Origin of the sequence: Thermosyntropha sp., from assembly GCF_017656155.1 — a bacterium.
Taxonomy (GTDB): domain Bacteria; phylum Bacillota; class Syntrophomonadia; order Syntrophomonadales; family Syntrophomonadaceae; genus Thermosyntropha.
The window spans coordinates 171,789-190,653 of record NZ_JACDOH010000005.1; the positions used below are offsets into that span (position 1 = coordinate 171,789).

The 18,865-nt window shown below is 38.1% G+C and carries 21 protein-coding genes; 2 read left to right on the forward strand and 19 right to left on the reverse strand.

Going from position 1 to position 18,865, the window contains the following annotated elements:
* Position 1: 1 nt before the first annotated feature.
* The 18 genes from aroB to sigK all read right to left on the reverse strand — a co-directional run bounded on the left by aroB (position 2) and on the right by sigK (position 15,995).
* On the reverse strand, positions 2-1,093 hold the full coding sequence (aroB, locus tag H0Z36_RS06815; protein ID WP_296864793.1) for a 3-dehydroquinate synthase: 1,092 nt from the start codon (positions 1,091-1,093) through the stop codon (positions 2-4).
* Positions 1,094-1,110: 17 nt separating this feature from the next.
* On the reverse strand, positions 1,111-1,638 hold the full coding sequence (locus H0Z36_RS06820) for a shikimate kinase (protein ID WP_296864795.1): 528 nt from the start codon (positions 1,636-1,638) through the stop codon (positions 1,111-1,113).
* Entirely contained in the window at positions 1,623-2,810 is a 1,188-nt protein-coding gene (gene aroC / locus H0Z36_RS06825; RefSeq protein WP_296864798.1) for a chorismate synthase, read from the reverse strand. Before aroC ends, H0Z36_RS06820 begins: the two co-directional genes overlap by 16 nt.
* An 11-nt stretch (positions 2,811-2,821) precedes the next feature.
* A complete protein-coding gene (locus tag H0Z36_RS06830; protein ID WP_296864800.1) occupies positions 2,822-3,328 on the reverse strand; it encodes a DUF5698 domain-containing protein in 507 nt (168 codons plus the stop codon).
* A gap of 23 nt (positions 3,329-3,351) precedes the next feature.
* Positions 3,352-3,810 (reverse strand): GspH/FimT family pseudopilin, encoded by a 459-nt coding sequence (locus tag H0Z36_RS06835; RefSeq protein ID WP_296864802.1) that lies wholly within the window; start codon positions 3,808-3,810, stop codon positions 3,352-3,354.
* Entirely contained in the window at positions 3,788-4,654 is an 867-nt protein-coding gene (gene aroE, locus H0Z36_RS06840) for a shikimate dehydrogenase (protein ID WP_296864804.1), read from the reverse strand. Before aroE ends, H0Z36_RS06835 begins: the two co-directional genes overlap by 23 nt.
* A 109-nt stretch (positions 4,655-4,763) precedes the next feature.
* Entirely contained in the window at positions 4,764-5,288 is a 525-nt protein-coding gene (locus H0Z36_RS06845; RefSeq protein WP_296864806.1) for a YqeG family HAD IIIA-type phosphatase, read from the reverse strand.
* A gap of 24 nt (positions 5,289-5,312) precedes the next feature.
* Complete coding sequence (locus tag H0Z36_RS06850; protein WP_296864808.1) at positions 5,313-6,314, reverse strand: DUF4931 domain-containing protein; 1,002 nt, start codon at positions 6,312-6,314, stop codon at positions 5,313-5,315.
* 304 nt (positions 6,315-6,618) lie between these two features.
* Positions 6,619-6,906, reverse strand: coding sequence for a sulfite exporter TauE/SafE family protein (locus tag H0Z36_RS06855; RefSeq protein ID WP_296864810.1), 288 nt, complete (start codon positions 6,904-6,906; stop codon positions 6,619-6,621).
* Positions 6,907-6,945: 39 nt separating this feature from the next.
* On the reverse strand, positions 6,946-7,101 hold the full coding sequence (locus H0Z36_RS06860; RefSeq protein ID WP_296864812.1) for a hypothetical protein: 156 nt from the start codon (positions 7,099-7,101) through the stop codon (positions 6,946-6,948).
* Positions 7,088-9,178, reverse strand: coding sequence for a ferrous iron transport protein B (gene feoB, locus H0Z36_RS06865; RefSeq protein ID WP_296864814.1), 2,091 nt, complete (start codon positions 9,176-9,178; stop codon positions 7,088-7,090). The genes H0Z36_RS06860 and feoB overlap by 14 nt, the downstream gene beginning before the upstream one ends.
* Before the next feature lie 12 nt (positions 9,179-9,190).
* Positions 9,191-9,415, reverse strand: a complete 225-nt coding sequence (locus tag H0Z36_RS06870; protein ID WP_296864816.1) for a FeoA family protein — start codon at positions 9,413-9,415, stop codon at positions 9,191-9,193.
* 20 nt (positions 9,416-9,435) lie between these two features.
* Complete coding sequence (locus tag H0Z36_RS10665; RefSeq protein ID WP_366508875.1) at positions 9,436-9,603, reverse strand: FeoB-associated Cys-rich membrane protein; 168 nt, start codon at positions 9,601-9,603, stop codon at positions 9,436-9,438.
* A 223-nt stretch (positions 9,604-9,826) separates the two neighbouring features.
* Complete coding sequence (locus H0Z36_RS06875) at positions 9,827-11,176, reverse strand: UbiD family decarboxylase (RefSeq protein WP_296864818.1); 1,350 nt, start codon at positions 11,174-11,176, stop codon at positions 9,827-9,829.
* A 108-nt stretch (positions 11,177-11,284) separates the two neighbouring features.
* A complete protein-coding gene (locus tag H0Z36_RS06880) occupies positions 11,285-11,869 on the reverse strand; it encodes a cysteine hydrolase (RefSeq protein ID WP_296864820.1) in 585 nt (194 codons plus the stop codon).
* Between the two features lie 21 nt (positions 11,870-11,890).
* Complete coding sequence (gene allB / locus H0Z36_RS06885) at positions 11,891-13,318, reverse strand: allantoinase AllB (protein ID WP_296864821.1); 1,428 nt, start codon at positions 13,316-13,318, stop codon at positions 11,891-11,893.
* 238 nt (positions 13,319-13,556) lie between these two features.
* A complete protein-coding gene (locus tag H0Z36_RS06890; protein WP_296864823.1) occupies positions 13,557-14,924 on the reverse strand; it encodes a sigma-54 dependent transcriptional regulator in 1,368 nt (455 codons plus the stop codon).
* Between the two features lie 372 nt (positions 14,925-15,296).
* Positions 15,297-15,995 carry an RNA polymerase sporulation sigma factor SigK gene (gene sigK, locus H0Z36_RS06895; RefSeq protein ID WP_296864824.1) on the reverse strand — a complete coding sequence of 233 codons (699 nt, stop codon included), beginning with the start codon at positions 15,993-15,995 and terminating at the stop codon, positions 15,297-15,299.
* Between the two features lie 191 nt (positions 15,996-16,186).
* Here sigK and H0Z36_RS06900 point away from each other — a divergent pair, with 191 nt between their 5' ends.
* The gene (locus H0Z36_RS06900; RefSeq protein ID WP_296864826.1) at positions 16,187-16,540 is read left to right on the forward strand and encodes a hypothetical protein; all 354 of its coding nucleotides are present in this window, start codon (positions 16,187-16,189) and stop codon (positions 16,538-16,540) included.
* A gap of 86 nt (positions 16,541-16,626) precedes the next feature.
* On the opposite strand, the gene H0Z36_RS06905 is transcribed toward H0Z36_RS06900, so the two are convergent.
* Positions 16,627-17,973 carry an acetyl-CoA hydrolase/transferase C-terminal domain-containing protein gene (locus H0Z36_RS06905; protein WP_296864827.1) on the reverse strand — a complete coding sequence of 449 codons (1,347 nt, stop codon included), beginning with the start codon at positions 17,971-17,973 and terminating at the stop codon, positions 16,627-16,629.
* A gap of 348 nt (positions 17,974-18,321) precedes the next feature.
* Between H0Z36_RS06905 and H0Z36_RS06910 the strand changes: the two genes are divergently transcribed.
* Positions 18,322-18,777, forward strand: a complete 456-nt coding sequence (locus tag H0Z36_RS06910) for a MarR family transcriptional regulator (protein WP_296864829.1) — start codon at positions 18,322-18,324, stop codon at positions 18,775-18,777.
* Positions 18,778-18,865: the final 88 nt, after the last annotated feature.

Sequence of the window (18,865 nt, forward strand, 5' to 3'; positions counted from 1 at the left end):
TCTATATTCCCTGCTGCGCTTTCTTTATAGCATTTATTATTTCTATTTTATCAGCTTCATCTGTTATCAGACAGCTACCGATAGAATTCGGCAATACCAAGCGGAGTCTGCCTTTCATAACTTTTTTGTCATTAAGCATCGCACTATAAACCTGTTCCGGATCTATCAGAGGAAAAGGCTTATATATGTCTAGTTTTTTATATAAATTTATAATCCTTACCAGTTCAGCATCTCCTATATGTTTTTTATCCCGGGCTAAAAAAGCTGCTGCTACCGTTCCCATGACTAGAGCTTCTCCATGTCCATAAACTTCATAATCAGTGAGCTTTTCCAAGGCATGTCCAAAAGTATGCCCTAAATTAAGCAAGGCCCTTATGCCTGCTTCTTTTTCGTCTTTTTCTACAATAATGCTTTTTATGGCACAGGATCTATAAATAATTTCAACTACCACATCCGGTTCCTTATTTTTTATTGCATTAGCATTTTCTTCCAAAAAATTAAAAAACTCAGCATCATATATGAGCCCGTATTTTACCACTTCACCCAGGCCGTTTTTATATTCTTTTTCTTCTAAAGTATTAAGTGTTATGGGGTCAATTATAACTGTCCTAGGCTGATGAAAAGAACCTATAAGATTTTTGCCCTGGGGATGATTTACCGCTACTTTTCCGCCTACACTGCTGTCCACCTGGGATAAAAGGGTGGTAGGTATCTGAACAAAGTCTACACCTCTCTGGTATATGGCAGCAACAAAACCGGCCAAATCTCCTACTACTCCACCACCTAAAGCTGCGACAACACTGCTCCGCTCAAGATTAAACTCCACCGCTTTATCTAAAATTTTCATTGCCTCATGCAAATTCTTATATCTTTCCCCATCAGGCATAAAAGCTGTCTCAACATTAAATCCTGCCCTTTTCAAAGAATCTGTCACTTTTTCTCCATACAATGGAAAAACCGTAGGATTGCTTACCAGAAAAACCTGTTTGCCTGAATTTATTTCTTTTATAATTTCCCCTGTCCGCTCTAAAATACCAGCTTCTATATTTATAAAATAACTTCTTTCTCCTAAATTAACCTTAAGCCTCTGCAAAATTTTTCATCCTTTCATCAAACACTGTTTTTCTCTAAAGACTTTATATAATTTACAATATCATCTACAACTGCATCTATCTCACGTCCACTGGTATTAACTGTAAAATCTGCTACCGAATAATAAGGCTCTCTGGCTTTCAGCATAGCATCTATATCTTCAACCTTTAGATTCTTTTTAAGCAGGGGACGATTAGCTCTCTTGCGTTTTACCCGTTCAAAAATATCTTCTGGAGCAGCAGTAAGACAGATTAAAATTCCATTTTCCCGAAGCAGTGCAATATTCTGCTCCTGCAGCACCACTCCTCCCCCGGTTGCAATGACCAGGTTTTTCCGGCGGCTCAATTTTTGTGCCATAAGCCTTTCTTCCGACCTAAACCTTATCTCTCCATGACGCCTGAACAGTTCGCCAACCGACATGCCAGTAATCCTCTCTATTTCCCTATCCATATCCACAAAATTCATATTAAGTTTTTCTGCCAGTTTTACGCCTATGCTGCTTTTTCCTGTTCCCATAAAACCGATTAAAACTATATTCTTTTCCATTTCCACTCTCTTCCCATATATTTTATATAATTTTCATATGCTTCTTTTATATGTTCTATGTTATCATGGCCAAATTTATCCAAAAAAGCTTCTGCTATTCCATATGCCAGCATAGCTTCAGCTACTACTGCTGCAGCCGGCACAGCACATACATCTGACCTTTCTACTCCTGCCTTTTCTTCCTGCCAGACCGCTGTATCTATACTGTTAAGCGGTTTATAAAGAGTAGGGATAGGCTTCATATATGCCCTAAGCCATACTGTTTCTCCATTTGTTATTCCGCCTTCTATTCCCCCAGCCCGGTTAGTTTTCCGGTAAATCCCTTTATCCTGGCTGTAAAAAATTTCATCATGCACTTTAGAGCCCGAATTAAAAGAATTGGCTATTCCTTCTCCTATTTCCACTGCCTTGATAGCCGGGATGCTCATAATAAGGCCTGCCAATCTGCCATCCAACCTTTTATCCCAGCTCGTATGGCTTCCCAATCCCGGAATTGCTCCTAACGCCCCGACTTCAAAGCTTCCCCCTAATGATTCCCCTGAACTTCTGGCTTTTTCAATAGCTTCAATCATCAGCTTTTCTCCCTCTTCATCCGGACAGCCTACCAGAGAAGCATTTGTTTTTTCCCACAATAGGGAAAGATTTTCCCTACATACTTCAAATGGCTTTCCTCTAACATCTCCTATAGAAATTACCTGGCTATATATATATATGTTAAAATAAGCTAATAATTGCTTAAAAAATGCACCAGCTGCAACCCTGACCGCTGTCTCCCGGGCACTGGCCCTTTCTAAAACATTTCGCATATCCCTGTGATTATATTTAATCGCCCCTGGCAGATCAGCATGTCCTGGGCGAGGACGGGTAAGTACTTTCTCATTTGCCCCTTTACATTCACCGGCTCCCATTATATCCTGCCAATTTTCATGGTCATTATTCCAAATGATAAAACTGATAGGACTTCCCAAAGTTTTTCTATCCCGTACTCCGCCTATGATCTCTATCTTATCTCTTTCTATCTTCATGCGCCCGCCTCTGCCGTAGCCTTTCTGCCTGCGGGTCAGCTCATTATTGATATATTGTTCATCAATTAAAAGACCAGCCGGCATACCTTCAATTACACATACCAGCCCTTTTCCGTGCGACTCCCCGGAAGTAGTAAATTTCAGCACATTTTTTCCCCCTATTTTTTCTTAATATAGCCCCCTTTAAACTTTTTGGGCTCCATAAATATAATAAAAGCATTAGGATCCTTTTCATAGATCTTCTCAGTCAAGGTATTAGCTAAATTTCGCTTTACAAAAATATTCAAAACCAACTTATCTCCAGCCTTTCCTGATGCTCCCCAGCAGGTAACCGGATAACCTTCCTCTCTCAATTCTTCCACTATACCAGCATGTTCCCGGTCAATAACAACTTCTATACCTCGATAGCCTAATGCCAGTTTCTCTTCAATAACTGACCCGACTAAAATTCCCAAAGAAAATCCACTGCAAAAAACCAGCAGTTTTACAGGATTATCAAGTGAGCCCACCACCATACCCAAGGCCAGAGTATATACCATGATTTCAAAAAAGCCTATAATCGCAGCTGGAACTTTATCTCCCCGAACAACAAATATCATGCGTATAGTGCCTAAAGATACATCAATGATACGGGCAAAAAATATAAATAAAAGTTCCAGGAACATAATTGTCTATCTCCCCATTTCTTCTACATATACTGCGGCGGATACTGCGATACTCGAACCCTTCCTGTTACAGGGCTTACAATTATATACTGCTTAAACTGTGACCGGCTTATTAAAGTTACAGTTCCTCCATCAGGTGCCCCCTCAGGCGAAAAAACACAGGCCGGCCTGCCGGCAAAAGTGGTGAAATTAACTCCCATTTTAAAAGTTGAAGGCAGTTCATGCCATTCTCCCTTATGATCTTTATATTTATTAACAAGAGGATAAAAATAAACACTCTGCGATATTCCGCTCAAAATAGCCTCCTGCCGGGCGGATCGCAAAACCCAGGCCATCTTTTGGGCTTCTGTTTTCAGCTCATACCTTTCTTTCACCTTTTCAAAATGTGGAAAAGCCATAAATAACATAAAAGAAACAATTATCAATACACATAACAGTTCAACTATGGTAAAACCTTTTTCAACCCTTTCTTCCTCTGACATGGCGATAAACCACTTCTTTCATTAATTCCACCGGAGGATTAAAACCGGTAAGTATTTGCAAAGTCAGAGCTCCCTGATAAACAAACATCCCTATTCCATTAACAACTTTATGGCCTTTTTCTTTAGCCTTTCTCAAAAACAAAGTTTCAAGGGGATTATAGACAATATCACATATCACAGCATCAGGGTTTATTCCATCCAATTTTTTTACCGGTAAAGCTTCAATATCAGGGTACATGCCAACCGGACTGCAGTTTATTATTATATCTGCATCGCCAGATTCTCTTAAAAAAACATCTTCACTCATTGTTCCCGCTGCTGTCCTTATCCCGGTTTTATTTTCTATAAACTCTGCCAATGCTTCCGCTTTGCTGCCATTCAAATCAAAAAAACAGATCGGAGCAAAACCTGCTTTAGCCATAGTATAAGAGATGGCCCGGGCAGCTCCTCCTGCTCCTATTATGACTGCTTTTCCTTTCAACGGGATACCTTCTTCTTTCAAAGATTCTAAAAATCCTTTACCATCTGTATTATCTCCTATTAATCTGCCATTATCATTTTTAATCAGATTTACCGCCTGGCAAGCTAAAGCCTCATCCGACAATTCATCAAGATAGGCTATTACCTCTTCCTTGAACGGAACAGTCACATTTACTCCCAAAAAATTCAAACTTTTTATAGACTTTACTGCATCTTTTACATTACCAGGATTAACTTCAAAGGGGATATATACATAATCAAGGCCCATTTTTTCAAGAACCGCATTATGCATGAGTGGAGATAATGTATGTTTTAAAGGATAGCCAAATAAACCTATAACCTTGGTGTTTGCCGTTATAAGCATAAAATTATGCCTCCATCATTAATAAAAGCGAATGTCTGTCTACATTCGCCTGTATTCAAATTATGGCATTTAACAGAATAAAATTCAACCTTAATGCCGCTTATTAATTTTAAATATCAGTAATTTCCTGATTATCACCTAAATACTTCTTAAGCCTGCGGACAATCAAATATTCCAGGGAACGCGCAATCTTTGTTCCTATAAACTCACGCCTGGCAATGGGTACAACCAATATAGTAAACATACCAGCCCGGTTTCCTCCTAATATATCCGTAAAAATCTGATCCCCAACTACAACCGTTTCATCAGGATAAGATTCCAAAATAGAAAGAGCTCTGTAAAATGAACCTCTTCTCGGTTTTCCTGCCCGGCAAATATAAGGAATACCTAAGCTGTTAGCTACACTTAAAACCCTCTCTTCCACATTATTGGAAAGAAGGCAAACCTTAAAACCTTCTTTTTTTATATTTACAAACCAGGAATAAATTTCTTCATCAACTTCATTACTGTTCCATGCGGTTACTGTATTATCAAGATCAAGTATAAAAGACTTTTTACCCATTTTTTTCAGTTTCTCCAAAGGTATATCTTTAAGCGAATTAACATACATGTCAGGATATAATTTTTTAAACATAACCTCTTTACCTCTTTACTATATTTATTCAGCCATATTTTCGCGAAACATAGCAGCAGCAATTTCGGGTGCCACAGGATTCATATATATTCCGGTAGTAATTTCAACCCCGGAGTTAATAATTAAACGCGGTATAATCTCTATATACCAGTGATACCCAGCATTATAAGCACAATTTATCGGAGCAGAGTTAATAATTATATTATATGAGGGATCATTAAGACATCTGACCATTTCCTGCAAAAAATTCGCAGTAATTTCAGATAAACTCATCAATTCCTCATCACTAATCTCTCCAAAATGCTCTGCATGGCGCGTTGGAATAATCCAGGCTTCATAAGGAAAGCGCGATGCATAAGGACAAACGACTATAAAATCTCTATTTTCAATTACAACCCTCTTGCCTGACTTTCTCTCCTCATTCAAGATATCACAAATCAGACATCTTCCCTCTTTTTTACAATAAGCCTCGATCCCAGGTCTGTTTTTGGGCACCAAAGGCAAAGCCAAGATCTGACTGTGGCTGTGTTCTAAAGAAGCACCTGCAAAAAGACCTCGATTTTTATATATCTGTATATATTTTATTCTTTCATCATCAGCCAACAAATTATACCTGGCTTTAAGCATTTCATATACTTCCTTTATTTTTTCAACTGAAAAGTGATGAAATTCCACATTATGTTCTGGAGTTTCTATAATAACTTCATGCTGTCCCAATCCGTTGCAGCTTTGATATATACCTGTTTCACTTAACTTAAGCTCTCCTTCCAGCTTAAACCCGGAGTACTTATTGGTTACTGTCCTTATAAGCCAACCGGGGGTATCCGGGAGTGAATTATCCTTTCTAAGGGAAGCCAACTCCGCAGTAGTATGAGATTCATTCCCTTCACAAAAAGGACAAAGAGCCCCATTACTATTAACCTCTATTCCATTCTTGTTTATTGGGAAATCCCGTGGCTTAAGCGCCGTATCAGTAGCAATAAGCACCCAGCTGTCTCTTACCAGATCACGGCGTAATTCAGGCATTTTATCCCCCCCATAAGCGCCAAGCTAAACCTCTATTCGTTATTACTGTTTCATCCTTCTCATAACTCCAACCTGTATCAACCCTTTCCGGCAATAAATCTTTTATTTTATCGGCACTTATTCATATCCAATTATAGTAAATTAATACTATCCCGGCAAATAATATTCCCCTAATGTTTTTCTTATTCATTTATAACAGACAAATGACATAACATACCAGCCTATTCGCAAAAAAATATGCACTTGAGAAAAAGTCTCCAGTGCATATCACATTCTAAAAACTTACATATACTTAATCATTTACTTAATCATTTTTCAAATTAACATCCTTCTTTATCGTTTCAAAAAATGTCTCTTCTCTAATTATTGTTTGACCACTTATACGTGCTCCTATTATTGTCCCCGCAGCTGTAAAGAGGACAGCTTTTAAAGCTACATATCCTTCCAGCCATTTGATGATTCCACCTACCAGGGCTAAAGGGAAAACAGTAACCAGTGAAGTGCCCATCGTTACATAAACCGGCAGTCCAAACAGATAAATCAGCCCTGGAACTAACAGATAGCCTTCCCCCAAACCGACCAGACCTGACAATATTCCCGCAACCTATATAAATACACAAGGTATCACCAATTAAGCATGAAAGCCCCTGCGAAGGCACAGCGGCAAAAGACCAAATCCATAGATAGGACAGGCAGCCAAGTGCGAAAATACCCGTCCGCCTGCCCCTAAAACAGACAACTGTCCAAAAAGATATAAGGATATTACGTACTTTTTATACTGCTCCAAAAACTGTTCCCATTTGATAAACAACAAAACATATTACCCAGGCCAAAACTGTTGTATAGCCTGCAGTGAAAAGCGGCCATTTCCACCCATTGGTCTCGCGTTTGATTACCGCTATTGTTGCCATACAAGGTACATATATGAGAGTAAACAGCATTAAAACATAAGCAGTAAATGGCGTATAACCTGACTGTTCTTTAGCCCTTTGGGCAAAACTTTTAACTGTTGTGTCTTCTTCCTCTGTCAATGCTTCCTCATCTTCAATACTATAAAGGGTTCCCAGGGTACTTACTACAACTTCTTTAGCCGCAAATCCAGCCACCAGAGCAACCCCTGTTTTCCAGTCAAAACCCAGGGGAGCTATGACCGGTTCTATTGCTTTTCCGATTCTGCCTGCATAACTTTGTTCCATCTGTTCAGCGGCACTTTCAAACTCATTACCTTGTGCATCTACCATAGGGAAGGTAAACAATCCCCACATGATAATTGATACAGCCAATATAATGGTACCTGCTTTTTTTAAGTATAGCCATGCCCTTTCCCACATATGAATAAGGACACTTTTTAAAGTCGGAATCCTGTATAGAGGCAATTCCATAGCAAAAGGCTCCGATTCCCCTTTGAAAATAAAGGTGCGAAAAACTTTAGCCATAAGCATAGCCAGTAAGACACCGATAAGATAAATGGAAAAAAGGACATTTCCTGCTACTTCCTTCGGGAAAAAGGCAGCAATCAATAAAGTATAAACCGGGAGCCTGGCTCCACAGCTCATAAGCGGTGTTATAAGAATAGTTACCAAGCGGTCTTTAGGATTTTCTAAAGTTCTCGTTGCCATGATAGCCGGTATATTACAGCCAAACCCTGTAAGCATCGGAACAAAAGATTTTCCATGCAAACCTACCCGGTGCATAATCTTATCCATAACAAAAGCCGCCCGTGCCATATATCCTGTGCCTTCCAAAAAAGCAATTCCCAAAAAGAGAAGCAAAATGTTGGGCAGAAATACAATAACTCCACCTACACCAGCTATAATACCATCAACTACTAAAGACTTAAGCAATCCATCCTGCATATGGCTCCCCACCCATTCGCCCAGAATGGTAAAGCCGCTTTCAATCCATTCCATCGGAGGAGCACCCAGGGTAAAAGTCAGTTGAAACAGCAACCACATAACCCCAAAGAAAATAGGCAAACCTAAAATGCGGTTAAGTAAAATCTTATCTACAGCTTCAGTAAACGAAAACTTATTTATCCCTTTTTCAGTTACTGCTTCCTTTACCGTACCCCGTATAAAGGCATAACGCCCTTCGATTATCGCCATTTCTGCATCATCATTAAGCAGACTTTGAATTTCCTCCTGTTTTCTAGATACTAACTCCAAAATTCTTTCCCCAGCCGGCAAAGACTTTATTTTTTTTACAACTTCTTTGTCATTTTCTAAAAGCTTTATCGCAGTCCATCTCAGCGGATAATTCCAATTTGCAAAAGCAACATCATTTTTAAAATTTTCTACAATTTCATTTATCACATTTTCCAGGTCTTCTGTAAAACGAACTGTCCTTGAAGATACCTGATTTTTATGTTCTGCTACCCATATAATTGCCTCTAAAAGATCTTCAATGCCCTCATTTTTAGTTCCAACTGTTCTGACCACTTTAAGCCCTAGCAATTTCGAAAACAAATCATAATTTATTTCAATCCCACCAGCCTCTGCTACATCTGCCATATTTAAAGCTAATACTATAGGAACTTCAAGCTCCTTAAGCTGAACAGTAAGATAAAGATTTCGCTCTAAATTTGAAGTGTCAACTATATTTACCATTAAATCCGGTTTTTCTTCCAAAATAACATCCCGCGCCACCACTTCATCCGGCGAATAAGCTGTAAGGCTGTAAGTTCCAGGCAAATCTATAACCTTTATTTCATAGTCCTTATATCTTACAAAACCCTCTTTTTTTTCTACGGTAACCCCGGGATAATTACCTACATGCTGCCTTGCTCCGGTAAGGCTATTAAAAATCGTGGTTTTTCCACAGTTTGGATTTCCTGCCAGAGCAATAACCAGACTCCTTTTAGTCAACTTAATCTCCCCCTATTCTAAAACTACGCTTTCCGCCTCTTCCTTACGCAGAGACAAATGATAGCCCTTTATCTTAATTTCAACCGGATCCCCTAAAGGCGCATACCTTTCCATTTCCAGCTCAACACCCGGGACAATCCCCATATCCATCATCCTGCGCCTTATAGCTCCATTTCCCAAAACCTTAATTACTTTAGCCTTTTCTCCTGGTAACAAATCTTTTAAAGTTCTCGACACAACAATCCCTCCCTAAAGCATTAATTATTTTCCTTATTCTCAATTCTTTGTAAGCCCGAATTTTCACAGGTACTGCAGCTCTCAGAACATCCACTACATGCACGAGGATTCTTAGCAAGCTTATATATACGAAAAACCAATAAAAGAACTGCTAATAACAGTATCAACCCAACTAAAATATTTTCCACAACAAGCCCTCCTTATAAAAATAATAATAAGTGGCATATGTCAATTATGATAATGATAATCATTATCATTAAATATTGTACCATTTGCTTCATATTTTAGCAACAGTTTTGCTCGCAATAAAAAACAGCGAGGCCGCTCTTTTCGAGCTTCCCCGCAATGACAGTGAAAAAGTGACGGTTAGAGATTTATAAGTTAAGTGCCAAAAAGGCACATAACTTCAAATTATTTTTTGATATATTCGTCTAAATTTATAGTATCTATTCCCGGGATATAAATGCGCTGGAATAATTCTTTATATTTTAAAGGATAAGTTGCATCTATACCCATTTTAGCACTTACTCCGCGTATATTGTTGGAAGGTTCTAAAGGACATCCCCTGGCTTCACTTATAATTACAACATCCTGATCTGCCTGTACCCGGCTGGAGATAGCCCATTCCACATCATCCGGATCAAATATATCTACATCATCATTTACTACTACCACATGCTTCATATCCTTGTTGCTGGCCAAAGCTGCCATAATAGCAGTCTTCCCTTCACCTTCGTACTGCTTATTTATGGAAACAATTCCATGGAAACGTCCGCTGCCTGCTACGGTAATGTGCACATCTTTTACCCCGGGAACTACCTGTTTTATAGTATTATAAAGCACAACTTCACGGTTCAAAGCACTGGGCAGCTTGTGATCAGAAGTTCCTGGCCCTATAACCTGGAACCAGGGATTGCTACGATGGGTTATCTTGCTTATCTTTAAAATAGGCTGTTCAGATGCAGGACCGTAATATCCGGCCAGTTCGCCAAATGGTCCTTCTGTTTTTCTCACATTAGCCAGCATTTTACCTTCAACGACTATTTCGGCATAAGCAGGAACCATAACATCAATAGTTTTGCATTTTACTACCGGAACTGCTTCTCCAGCTAAAGCTCCGGCTACTGCCATCTTGTCCCCTTTATATAAATAGCTGTTTATCTGGCTGGCTAAGATAAGCAAAGGATGAACTCCAATTACTACTGCCATTTCCAAATCTTTACCCTGTTTTTCTGCTTCTACATAACGATTCCACAATCCAGGAGTCTCAATTAATACTGAAATGGTTCCATCTTCATTTACCTGCATGCGCCTTACCGACATATGCATATTGCCGGTTTCTTCTTCTTTAACAAAAACCAGCCCGGCAGTCAAGAAATGCCCGGAATCTTTTTCGCTAAATTTAGGAGCAGGTAAAAAGTCCAACAAATTAGAAGGAGGATCTATTTCAACTTCTTGGCAGGGAGCATTTTCTACCACTTTCCAGGAAATAGGATTGTCCATAGCCGTTTGTATTTTTTCACGAATTAAGTTAATACTGGTTCCGAAATAATCTGCCCAATCCTGGCGATTTCCGGTAAGACCGCTTATTGCAGGCATATCATATCCTTTTATTTTTTCAAAAAAAACTCCAGTCTCGCCATTAATTTTCTTAAGTACAGCAGCCATTTCATGAACGGTGCTTACCTCTTTGCCGATGGTAATAAGCCTTCCCTTTTGCTCTAAATATTTTTTGTACTCACGCAAATCAAATTTGCTCATATTCAAACTCCTTCCTCACATCATAAAAAACATCATCTATATACTATTCTTTAAAAATGCCCTGTACCTTATGCAGCACAGGGCATTTTTTATTAATCTTTTTTCTAATTACTCAGCATCAGCAAATTTACCGTTCTGTTTACCATATTTGGACATATATTCATCTAAGGTGATAACTTCAGCAAACAGAGACATATCTCTTAAACCTGCTTCATGCATTTCCTGAGTTGCAGATGCGTTACAGTCACTTATAGCAATAACTTTGTAAGCCCTGTAAAGAGCATCGGAAGCAGTTGAACGGCAGCATACATTAGTCCATACACCAGTAATAACTACGGTATCGCAGCCTTCTTCTCTGAGATAAAGATCTAAATCAGTGTAAGCAAATGCACTGTGTCTGCGTTTCTGAACGATGTAGTCGCCCTTTTCTTCATCAGGATAAAGTTCAGGAATAAAGTCAGAACCCCAGGTTCCTTTGATAGCATGTACAGGACGTACCTTAAAGTCTGCATCATCCTTACGATGAGCTTCTTGAACGAAAACAACATTAATGCCGTTTTCGTGAGCAAAATCAACTAATTTCTGGAGATTGGGAACAATCTTTTCTCCATCTGGACATCTTAAGGGAGCATTAGGTCCAATAAAGTCATTGAGCATGTCAATAATTACAATACAGTGTCTGTCTTTAGCCATTAAAAATCTCCTCCTTGTAAATTAAAATATTATTTTTCTATCTAATTTGCTTATGGTCTGGCGTTTTACAAATTCGCCATAACCAGGTTCGCCAACAATACCTTGAGCTTCATCGTAAACAACTTTACCGCGTACAACGGTTTTTACTACTTTACCTTTAAGTTTCATACCATGTAATGGAGTATATTTAGCTTTACTGTATTGTTTTTCCTGATCAATTACCCATTCTTTATTGAGATCTATAATAGTAAAGTCTGCGTCAGAGCCAATTTCCATGGCACCTTTCTTCGGATACAATCCATAATGAATAGCTGCATTGCGGCTCAAAATTTCTACCAATCTTGATAAACTGATGCGTCCTTTGTTATAACCTTCACTTACGATAAGAGGTACCATAGTTTCAACTCCAGGTATTCCCGGGAAAGCAGTCCAAATAGTCATGCCTTCAGCTGCTTTTTCAGTGGGAATTTCGTAAGGAGCATGGTCAGTTGCTATAAAATCAACACTACCATTCTTTAAGCCTTCCCAGAGCAGTTCATTATCTTCTCTGCTTCTTAGCGGAGGTGCTATCTTAGCAAATGCTCCATATTCGCTCATTGCTTCTTTATAATCTAATACCAGATAGTGAGGACAAGTTTCAGAAGTTACATCCAAACCTTTTTTCTTAGCTTCTCCTACCAGTTTTGCCCCTTCACCTAAAGCCATATGAACGATATGCAGACGGGCTCCGGTTGCTTCAGCAAAACTGATACCAAGCTGAATAGCTACTTTTTCAGCCAGAGGCATACGGGCTTCTGACCAAGCCGGAGCATCCATGCGTCCTTCTTTCTGGAATTTCTGAACATAGAAGTCACACATCGCATAATTTTCCGCATGGATCCCAATCGGCAGCCCGGTTTCAGCAACAGCTTTAAAGCTTTCCAACATTTCAGGGTCGGTTACCCGCGGATAAGAAGGAACCGAAGGAGTCATGTAAACTTTAAAAGCTAAAACTCCTGCATCAGCCTGTTCACGAACAATTTTGTAATGCACTTCATTACGAACATCTTCACCGGTAACACCGCCCCATAAACCAAAGTCAATAATTGCCTGAGGCTTAATCGCATTAAGTTTGTTTTCCAGTTCAGCTACTCCGCGCACTGAAGGCACACTGCAGCAAGGCATGTCAACTATAGTGGTAAGTCCACCAGCAGCTGCTGCTTTACAGCCATCGAGGAAAGTTTCACGATGGGTAAATCCAGGATCCATAAAGTGAGTATGAGAGTCGATACATCCCGGAAGCACCATGTTACCCTGGGCATCAATTACATTTACACCCTCTAAAAGGTGGGCTTCAAGCTCTGCATTTGTAATACCTGCAATTTTTCCATCTTTAACCAAAATGGTAGCAGGCACCAAACGATCACCCTGAGGTATCATGGCATTTTTGACAACAGTGTCAAACATCATTTTACCAAGCATCTCCTTCCTTTTATTTTAAGGATTAACCATGCTTACTTTTGTTTAGGGGACAGGTAATTACAGCGTATGGCATATTGCCTTTCGCTATTAAGTAATGCAAAAATCATGCCAACTGGATAATCCCCTAGATAACATATTTATCATTTAAATCAGGCAAAAAAAAACCAAGTAATTTTTTCTGGTAAGGAAACAATTACTTGGTTTCCCATCTTGATCTATAAAGTTTTTATTGATTAAGATAGATTTTCAGCTTATTTCTTAAAGTGCGGTCGGTAATTCCTAAAACTTCAGCCGCTCTGGTTTTATTATCATTATAATATCGCAAAGTCGATAAGATAATGCGTTTTTCCGCTTCTTCTAAAGTATCTCCAATATAGACCGGCACCAAAGATGAACCGTTATTTTCAGCAAAAGATTTTCGGTTCGCCTTCACCAGACTTTTAGGAAGATCGGAAAGCTTTATCTGCCTTCCCTCACTTAAAATTACCAGTCTTTGAATAACATTTTGCAATTCCCTGATGTTTCCCGGCCAGTCATAGTTCTCCAGTGCTTCTAAAGCCTTGCTGTCTATTCCTTCTATAGGTATGGAAAATTTTTCAGAGTATCTGTTAAGGAAATGTTTCACTAAAACAGGTATATCTTCTTTTCGTTCCCTTAAAGGTGGAAGATGTATATTTATCACATTAAGCCTGAAAAGCAAATCTTCGCGGAAAAGTCCTTCTTCGGTCATCTTCTCTAAATCTCTATTAGTCGCAGTTATTATGCGAACATCTACATTTATCGAAGTTCCCGAACCGATTGGTTCAACTTTGAAATCCTCCAACACTCTGAGAAGTTTTGCCTGCAAAGGCAGTTCCAGTTCACCAATTTCATCCAAGAAAAGGGTTCCCCCATGCGCCAATTCAAATTTGCCCTTGCGCGCCTGATAGGCACCGGTAAAAGCACCCTTGGCATGTCCAAAGAGTTCAGATTCCATAAGGTTAGCTGGAATAGCCCCGCAGTTCACTACCTCAAAAGGACCACTTCTCCTTTTTCCTCCAAAATGCAGGGCATGGGCGACCAATTCCTTACCTGTTCCACTTTCTCCGGTTATTATAACATTGGTATCCGTATCCTTGACTTTATTGATTAAAGCCAACACACGCCTTATAGCAGCTGATCTGCCAACTATTCCAAAAGGGGCTTTTTCTGAAGGCTCCTTTTTAAATATATCACGATGTATTTCCATCTTTTCATCAACAAGTTTCAAACCTTGTTCTATATCTGGCGGATCCCCAACCCAGTAGTAAAATGCGCCAGATTGGGCAATACGCACCATAGCCTGAATATCACGGTGAGCAACAGCAAAAACCACGGAAATATTTTCATCTACCGCCAAAATATTCTGCAACAAATTAATCTGGTATTCATAGCCCTGTTTTTCATCATCTAAATAAAGCAAAACCAGATCAAAATGTGCATGTTTCAATATGTTGACTACATCTTCAGGTTTATCAACTGTAGTGACACTGTATTTCAGCCTAAGACTTTCTGCAAATTCCTTCGTCCCTCTAGCATTAGGGTTTCCGCAGAACAAGATTTTTTCATCCTTCATATATCCTGCCCCCTATCAATATTTACCCCTCATAATTAAATTACCCGGAGAAAGGAACAATAATGTTTAACATTAAAAAGCTCCACGAAATTTGTCTAATTGCCATATCGCTGAAAATTTAGAATTTTATTTTTTGTCAAAATTTACTGTATGTTCTTGTCTAGTTATTACTATACGACAATTGCTATTATTGGTAAAGCTCTTAATATTTCCTGAACCATTGTTGGATCAAGACATCATCCGTTACCTCTTAATTCTATCCTAAAAATATAAAAAAATAATAAACACAGCGAATAATAATATTTTGTGTGCTGCATAACAAAAAATTATAAAACCGGAAAATACGAATTTTCTCCGGTTTTTTTTACAAATCTATGCTTCCAAATTCAGTTCTCTTATTAATTTTTTTAATGCTCTTTTTTCAATACGTGAAACATAAGATCGTGATATACCTAATTTTTTGGCAATCTCCCTCTGCGTTTCCTTAATACCATTAAAAAGTCCGTAACGCATTTCAATTACTTGACGTTCCCTTAAAGTAAGAACTCCCATTTTACTCCGGATTCTTTCTTCCTGCATTTTAGCATCCACCATATCTACTATCTCATTGTCATTAGTAAGTACATCAATAAGAGATATCTCATTTCCGTCTTTGTCATATCCGATAGGGTCATAGATATACAATTCCTGTCTGGTCTTTTTTATATTTCGCAAATACATAAGAACTTCATTCTCAATACATCTAGCAGCATAAGTAGCAAGCCTAACCCCCTTGTCTTCGTCAAAAGTTTTAATAGCCTTTATAAGTCCAATCGTGCCAATAGAAATTAAATCTTCTATATCTTCCCCACTGCTCTCATACTTACGCACTACATGAGCCACCAATCTTAAATTATGTTCTATAAGTCGATTACGTGCCTCTTCATCGCCATTTTTACAATCCTTTAGATAATTTTTTTCTTCATCTTCACTTAAAGGTTGCGGAAAAACTTGGTTATTAAGATAGCCAAAAAGCAATAATCCGCCTTTAATTACAGTCAGTAATATCAGAGCCCAACCTAAAGCGCTCATGAGTTTCACCTCCATAAAAATACCGGCTTTATACTATATGAGGATAAATTACAAATTGTTACTTTTATTTACACGAAAATAATGGAAATAATATTTTTTTGAATCTAATATACAAAAGGCAAAAAATAATTCTATAACATAAAATGTTGCTGTATAATAAAATAAATTAACTAAAGGGAGATTGGAGATTGTTGGAAGGACAAAGGGAGGTTTTTTACAATATATTGAAAGCATCTATCAGGAATATAATTTTTTTTGTTCTTGCTACTGCAGCTATAGCTCATTTAGCCAGTATTAAGTCTCTAAGAAGTCTCGCCCTTCTTTTTGGGGTTTTAGAGACACTCATCATCTTTACAACTCTAGGTGCTCTTATATATTTCGTCCAATACACGATAAAAACTTATTCCCAAACCCGCATGAGTCAATTTGGTCACAGCTTTATGCAAGTATACGGTTATACTATAGCTGCTTTCATCTTCCGCCTGCTGGAAGTTGCTGTATATATCTACATTTTGATATTCCTTTATAATCTATTCTTAAAATAAAATTTACTTTCCACTTTTCAATAAAAATGAAAGACGATTTCAGTTGCCGATTCATAAACTGAAATCGCCTTAATCTAGACTCTATCTTATTTTATTTTATTACTCCGCGTCCATATATTCATCTCTTGAGTTGCTTTTATAAGTTCATCCCTGAAGTCCGGATGAGCTATGCTGATAAGAGCTTCTGCCCTTTCCCAGGTTGACTTACCTTTTAGCTGTACCATCCCGTATTCGGTAACTACATAATGTACTATGGAACGCGGCACAGTTACTATTGATCCAGGGCTAAGGGTAGGCTTTATACGGGAATGAACCTGGCCATTTTTATCTGTATAAGTCGAATTTAGACAGATAAATCCCTTTCCTCCATGCGAAGCAAAAGCTCCAAATATAAAGTCAAGCTGCCCTCCGGTCCCGGAAATATGCCTGGTTCCCGCACTCTCTGAACACACCTGACTGAAAAGGTCGATTTCCACTGCACTGTTAATAGCTATTACCTTATCATTAAGAGCAATAATTCTGGGATCATTAGTATAGTTTACCGGATAAATTGCACACATAGGATTGTTGTCTAAAAAACTATACAGCTTAGAAGTTCCCATGGCAAAGGTATATACCATTTTATACTTATCAATATTTTTTTTAGCTCCTGTAATCCTTCCTGAATTATACATATCTACAAAAGAATCCACCATCATTTCTGTATGAACACCTAAATCTTTAAGATCGCTGTTTGCTATCTTTTCCCCTATAACATTAGGTAAACCTCCTATACCCAACTGCAAAGTTGCCCCATCTTCAATTTCTTTCATTATGTATTCTGCAATTATATAATCTTTTTCAGTAGGCTTAACCGGAGGAAGCTCAAACAACGGGGAATTCTTTCCTTCCACTATATAGTCAACCTGCGATATATGGACAGATTCACTGTTACCTCCCAAACATACAGGTACCGAATTATTCACTTCAACGATAATTTTTTTGGCTTTAGCTAAATAAGCCGGGGTTACCGAATTTGAAGTCCCTAAATTGAAAAAACCTTTAGGATCTACAGGAGATACCATGACAAAAGCAAAATCAACCTCATCATACTTCTTTACTATGCGCGGTCCTTGGTGGTAGCTTACCGGAATATAATTGCAAAGTCCACGATCATGCAAACTGCGTGAAATCCGGCTGAAGTGCCAGTCTTCCATAATGACATGATTTCGTTCCGGATCTAACTCTACTATTTTAGGAAGCTTTGTGTAACTTACACTTCTTATTCTTAAATTTTCAAGCTCATCTACCCTTTTAGCAAGAGCTTCGTCTAAAGTTTCCGGAAACATGGCAAATTCACTGTACCATATTCTGTCTCCTGACTTAACCATAGCTGCAGCCTGGTCAGCCGTTATAAGCTTTTGCTTATACTGCCATTTGACAATATCACTCATAATTTCACTCCCATCTCCCAGCCATTTAATATAAATTTAAAAATTAATAAATAAAAGTATTTTTTCAAATAACAGATAATAATTTAAAAATTTAATTTATAATTCGATTCGTAATTTTATACTCCAAATTATATCTTATAACATTTATTAAATCCAGCACAATTTATAAATTTTTATTTAAATAAAATTGTTTTTTTTAATACAAACAATTATAATTTTTGTCAAATAAACAACAAAATCACATAATGCAATAAAATCAAATTTAGGCTAATTTCCCTTGACATTTATCTTATATTCAGACATTATTAATAAGTGCATCATCATAAAATTTTAAAGGAAGGGGTATATATGGAAGATTTCACAACCTTTATATGCTACCAACTAAAAGCTACCATGAAAAAGGTAGAAAAATACATTGCCCAACAAATGGCTGAATTCGGAGTTAATATGGCTCAATCATTTATATTATTTTCGCTTTTAGAAAAAGACGGTTCCACTCTTTCCGAAATCGGTAATCGTTCCCAAATTGAAAATTCTTCCCTTACCACTATGGTAGACAAGCTGGAAAAAGAAGGACTGGTGGAAAGAAGACTTTATGCCCAGGACAGAAGAGTAATAAAGCTTTATCTTACTGAAAAGGGAAGAGAACTGGGACAAAAAATTTTGGATGAAGGTTCTAAATTCAATAAATATCTCAGAAATAACATGGGCGAAGCAACACCTCAATTTCTGGAAGCATTAAACCGAATTTCAGAAAGCATTGACCAGCTAAATGATCAGCAAAAAACCAAAAAAATCAGGTAGGAATACTACAGACCTACCTGATTTTTTTATAAAGGTTCTTTGTCAATAGTTGGGGTAGCAGGTAGTGGTCAAATACCTGCTGCCTTAT

What these genes read in the sequence shown, in the direction of transcription:
- H0Z36_RS06820 (WP_296864795.1), bottom strand. Translation starts at nt 1,638, where the DNA reads ATGGAAAAGAATATAGTTTTAATCGGTTTTATGGGAACAGGAAAAAGC.
- H0Z36_RS06830 (WP_296864800.1), bottom strand. Translation starts at nt 3,328, where the DNA reads ATGTTCCTGGAACTTTTATTTATATTTTTTGCCCGTATCATTGATGTA.
- H0Z36_RS06835 (WP_296864802.1), bottom strand. Translation starts at nt 3,810, where the DNA reads ATGTCAGAGGAAGAAAGGGTTGAAAAAGGTTTTACCATAGTTGAACTG.
- aroE (WP_296864804.1), bottom strand. Translation starts at nt 4,654, where the DNA reads ATGCTTATAACGGCAAACACCAAGGTTATAGGTTTATTTGGCTATCCT.
- H0Z36_RS06845 (WP_296864806.1), bottom strand. Translation starts at nt 5,288, where the DNA reads ATGTTTAAAAAATTATATCCTGACATGTATGTTAATTCGCTTAAAGAT.
- H0Z36_RS06850 (WP_296864808.1), bottom strand. Translation starts at nt 6,314, where the DNA reads ATGCCTGAATTACGCCGTGATCTGGTAAGAGACAGCTGGGTGCTTATT.
- H0Z36_RS06875 (WP_296864818.1), bottom strand. Translation starts at nt 11,176, where the DNA reads ATGAGCAAATTTGATTTGCGTGAGTACAAAAAATATTTAGAGCAAAAG.
- H0Z36_RS06880 (WP_296864820.1), bottom strand. Translation starts at nt 11,869, where the DNA reads ATGGCTAAAGACAGACACTGTATTGTAATTATTGACATGCTCAATGAC.
- allB (WP_296864821.1), bottom strand. Translation starts at nt 13,318, where the DNA reads ATGATGTTTGACACTGTTGTCAAAAATGCCATGATACCTCAGGGTGAT.
- H0Z36_RS06890 (WP_296864823.1), bottom strand. Translation starts at nt 14,924, where the DNA reads ATGAAGGATGAAAAAATCTTGTTCTGCGGAAACCCTAATGCTAGAGGG.
- sigK (WP_296864824.1), bottom strand. Translation starts at nt 15,995, where the DNA reads ATGAGCGCTTTAGGTTGGGCTCTGATATTACTGACTGTAATTAAAGGC.
- H0Z36_RS06905 (WP_296864827.1), bottom strand. Translation starts at nt 17,973, where the DNA reads ATGAGTGATATTGTCAAATGGCAGTATAAGCAAAAGCTTATAACGGCT.
- H0Z36_RS06910 (WP_296864829.1), top strand. Translation starts at nt 18,322, where the DNA reads ATGGAAGATTTCACAACCTTTATATGCTACCAACTAAAAGCTACCATG.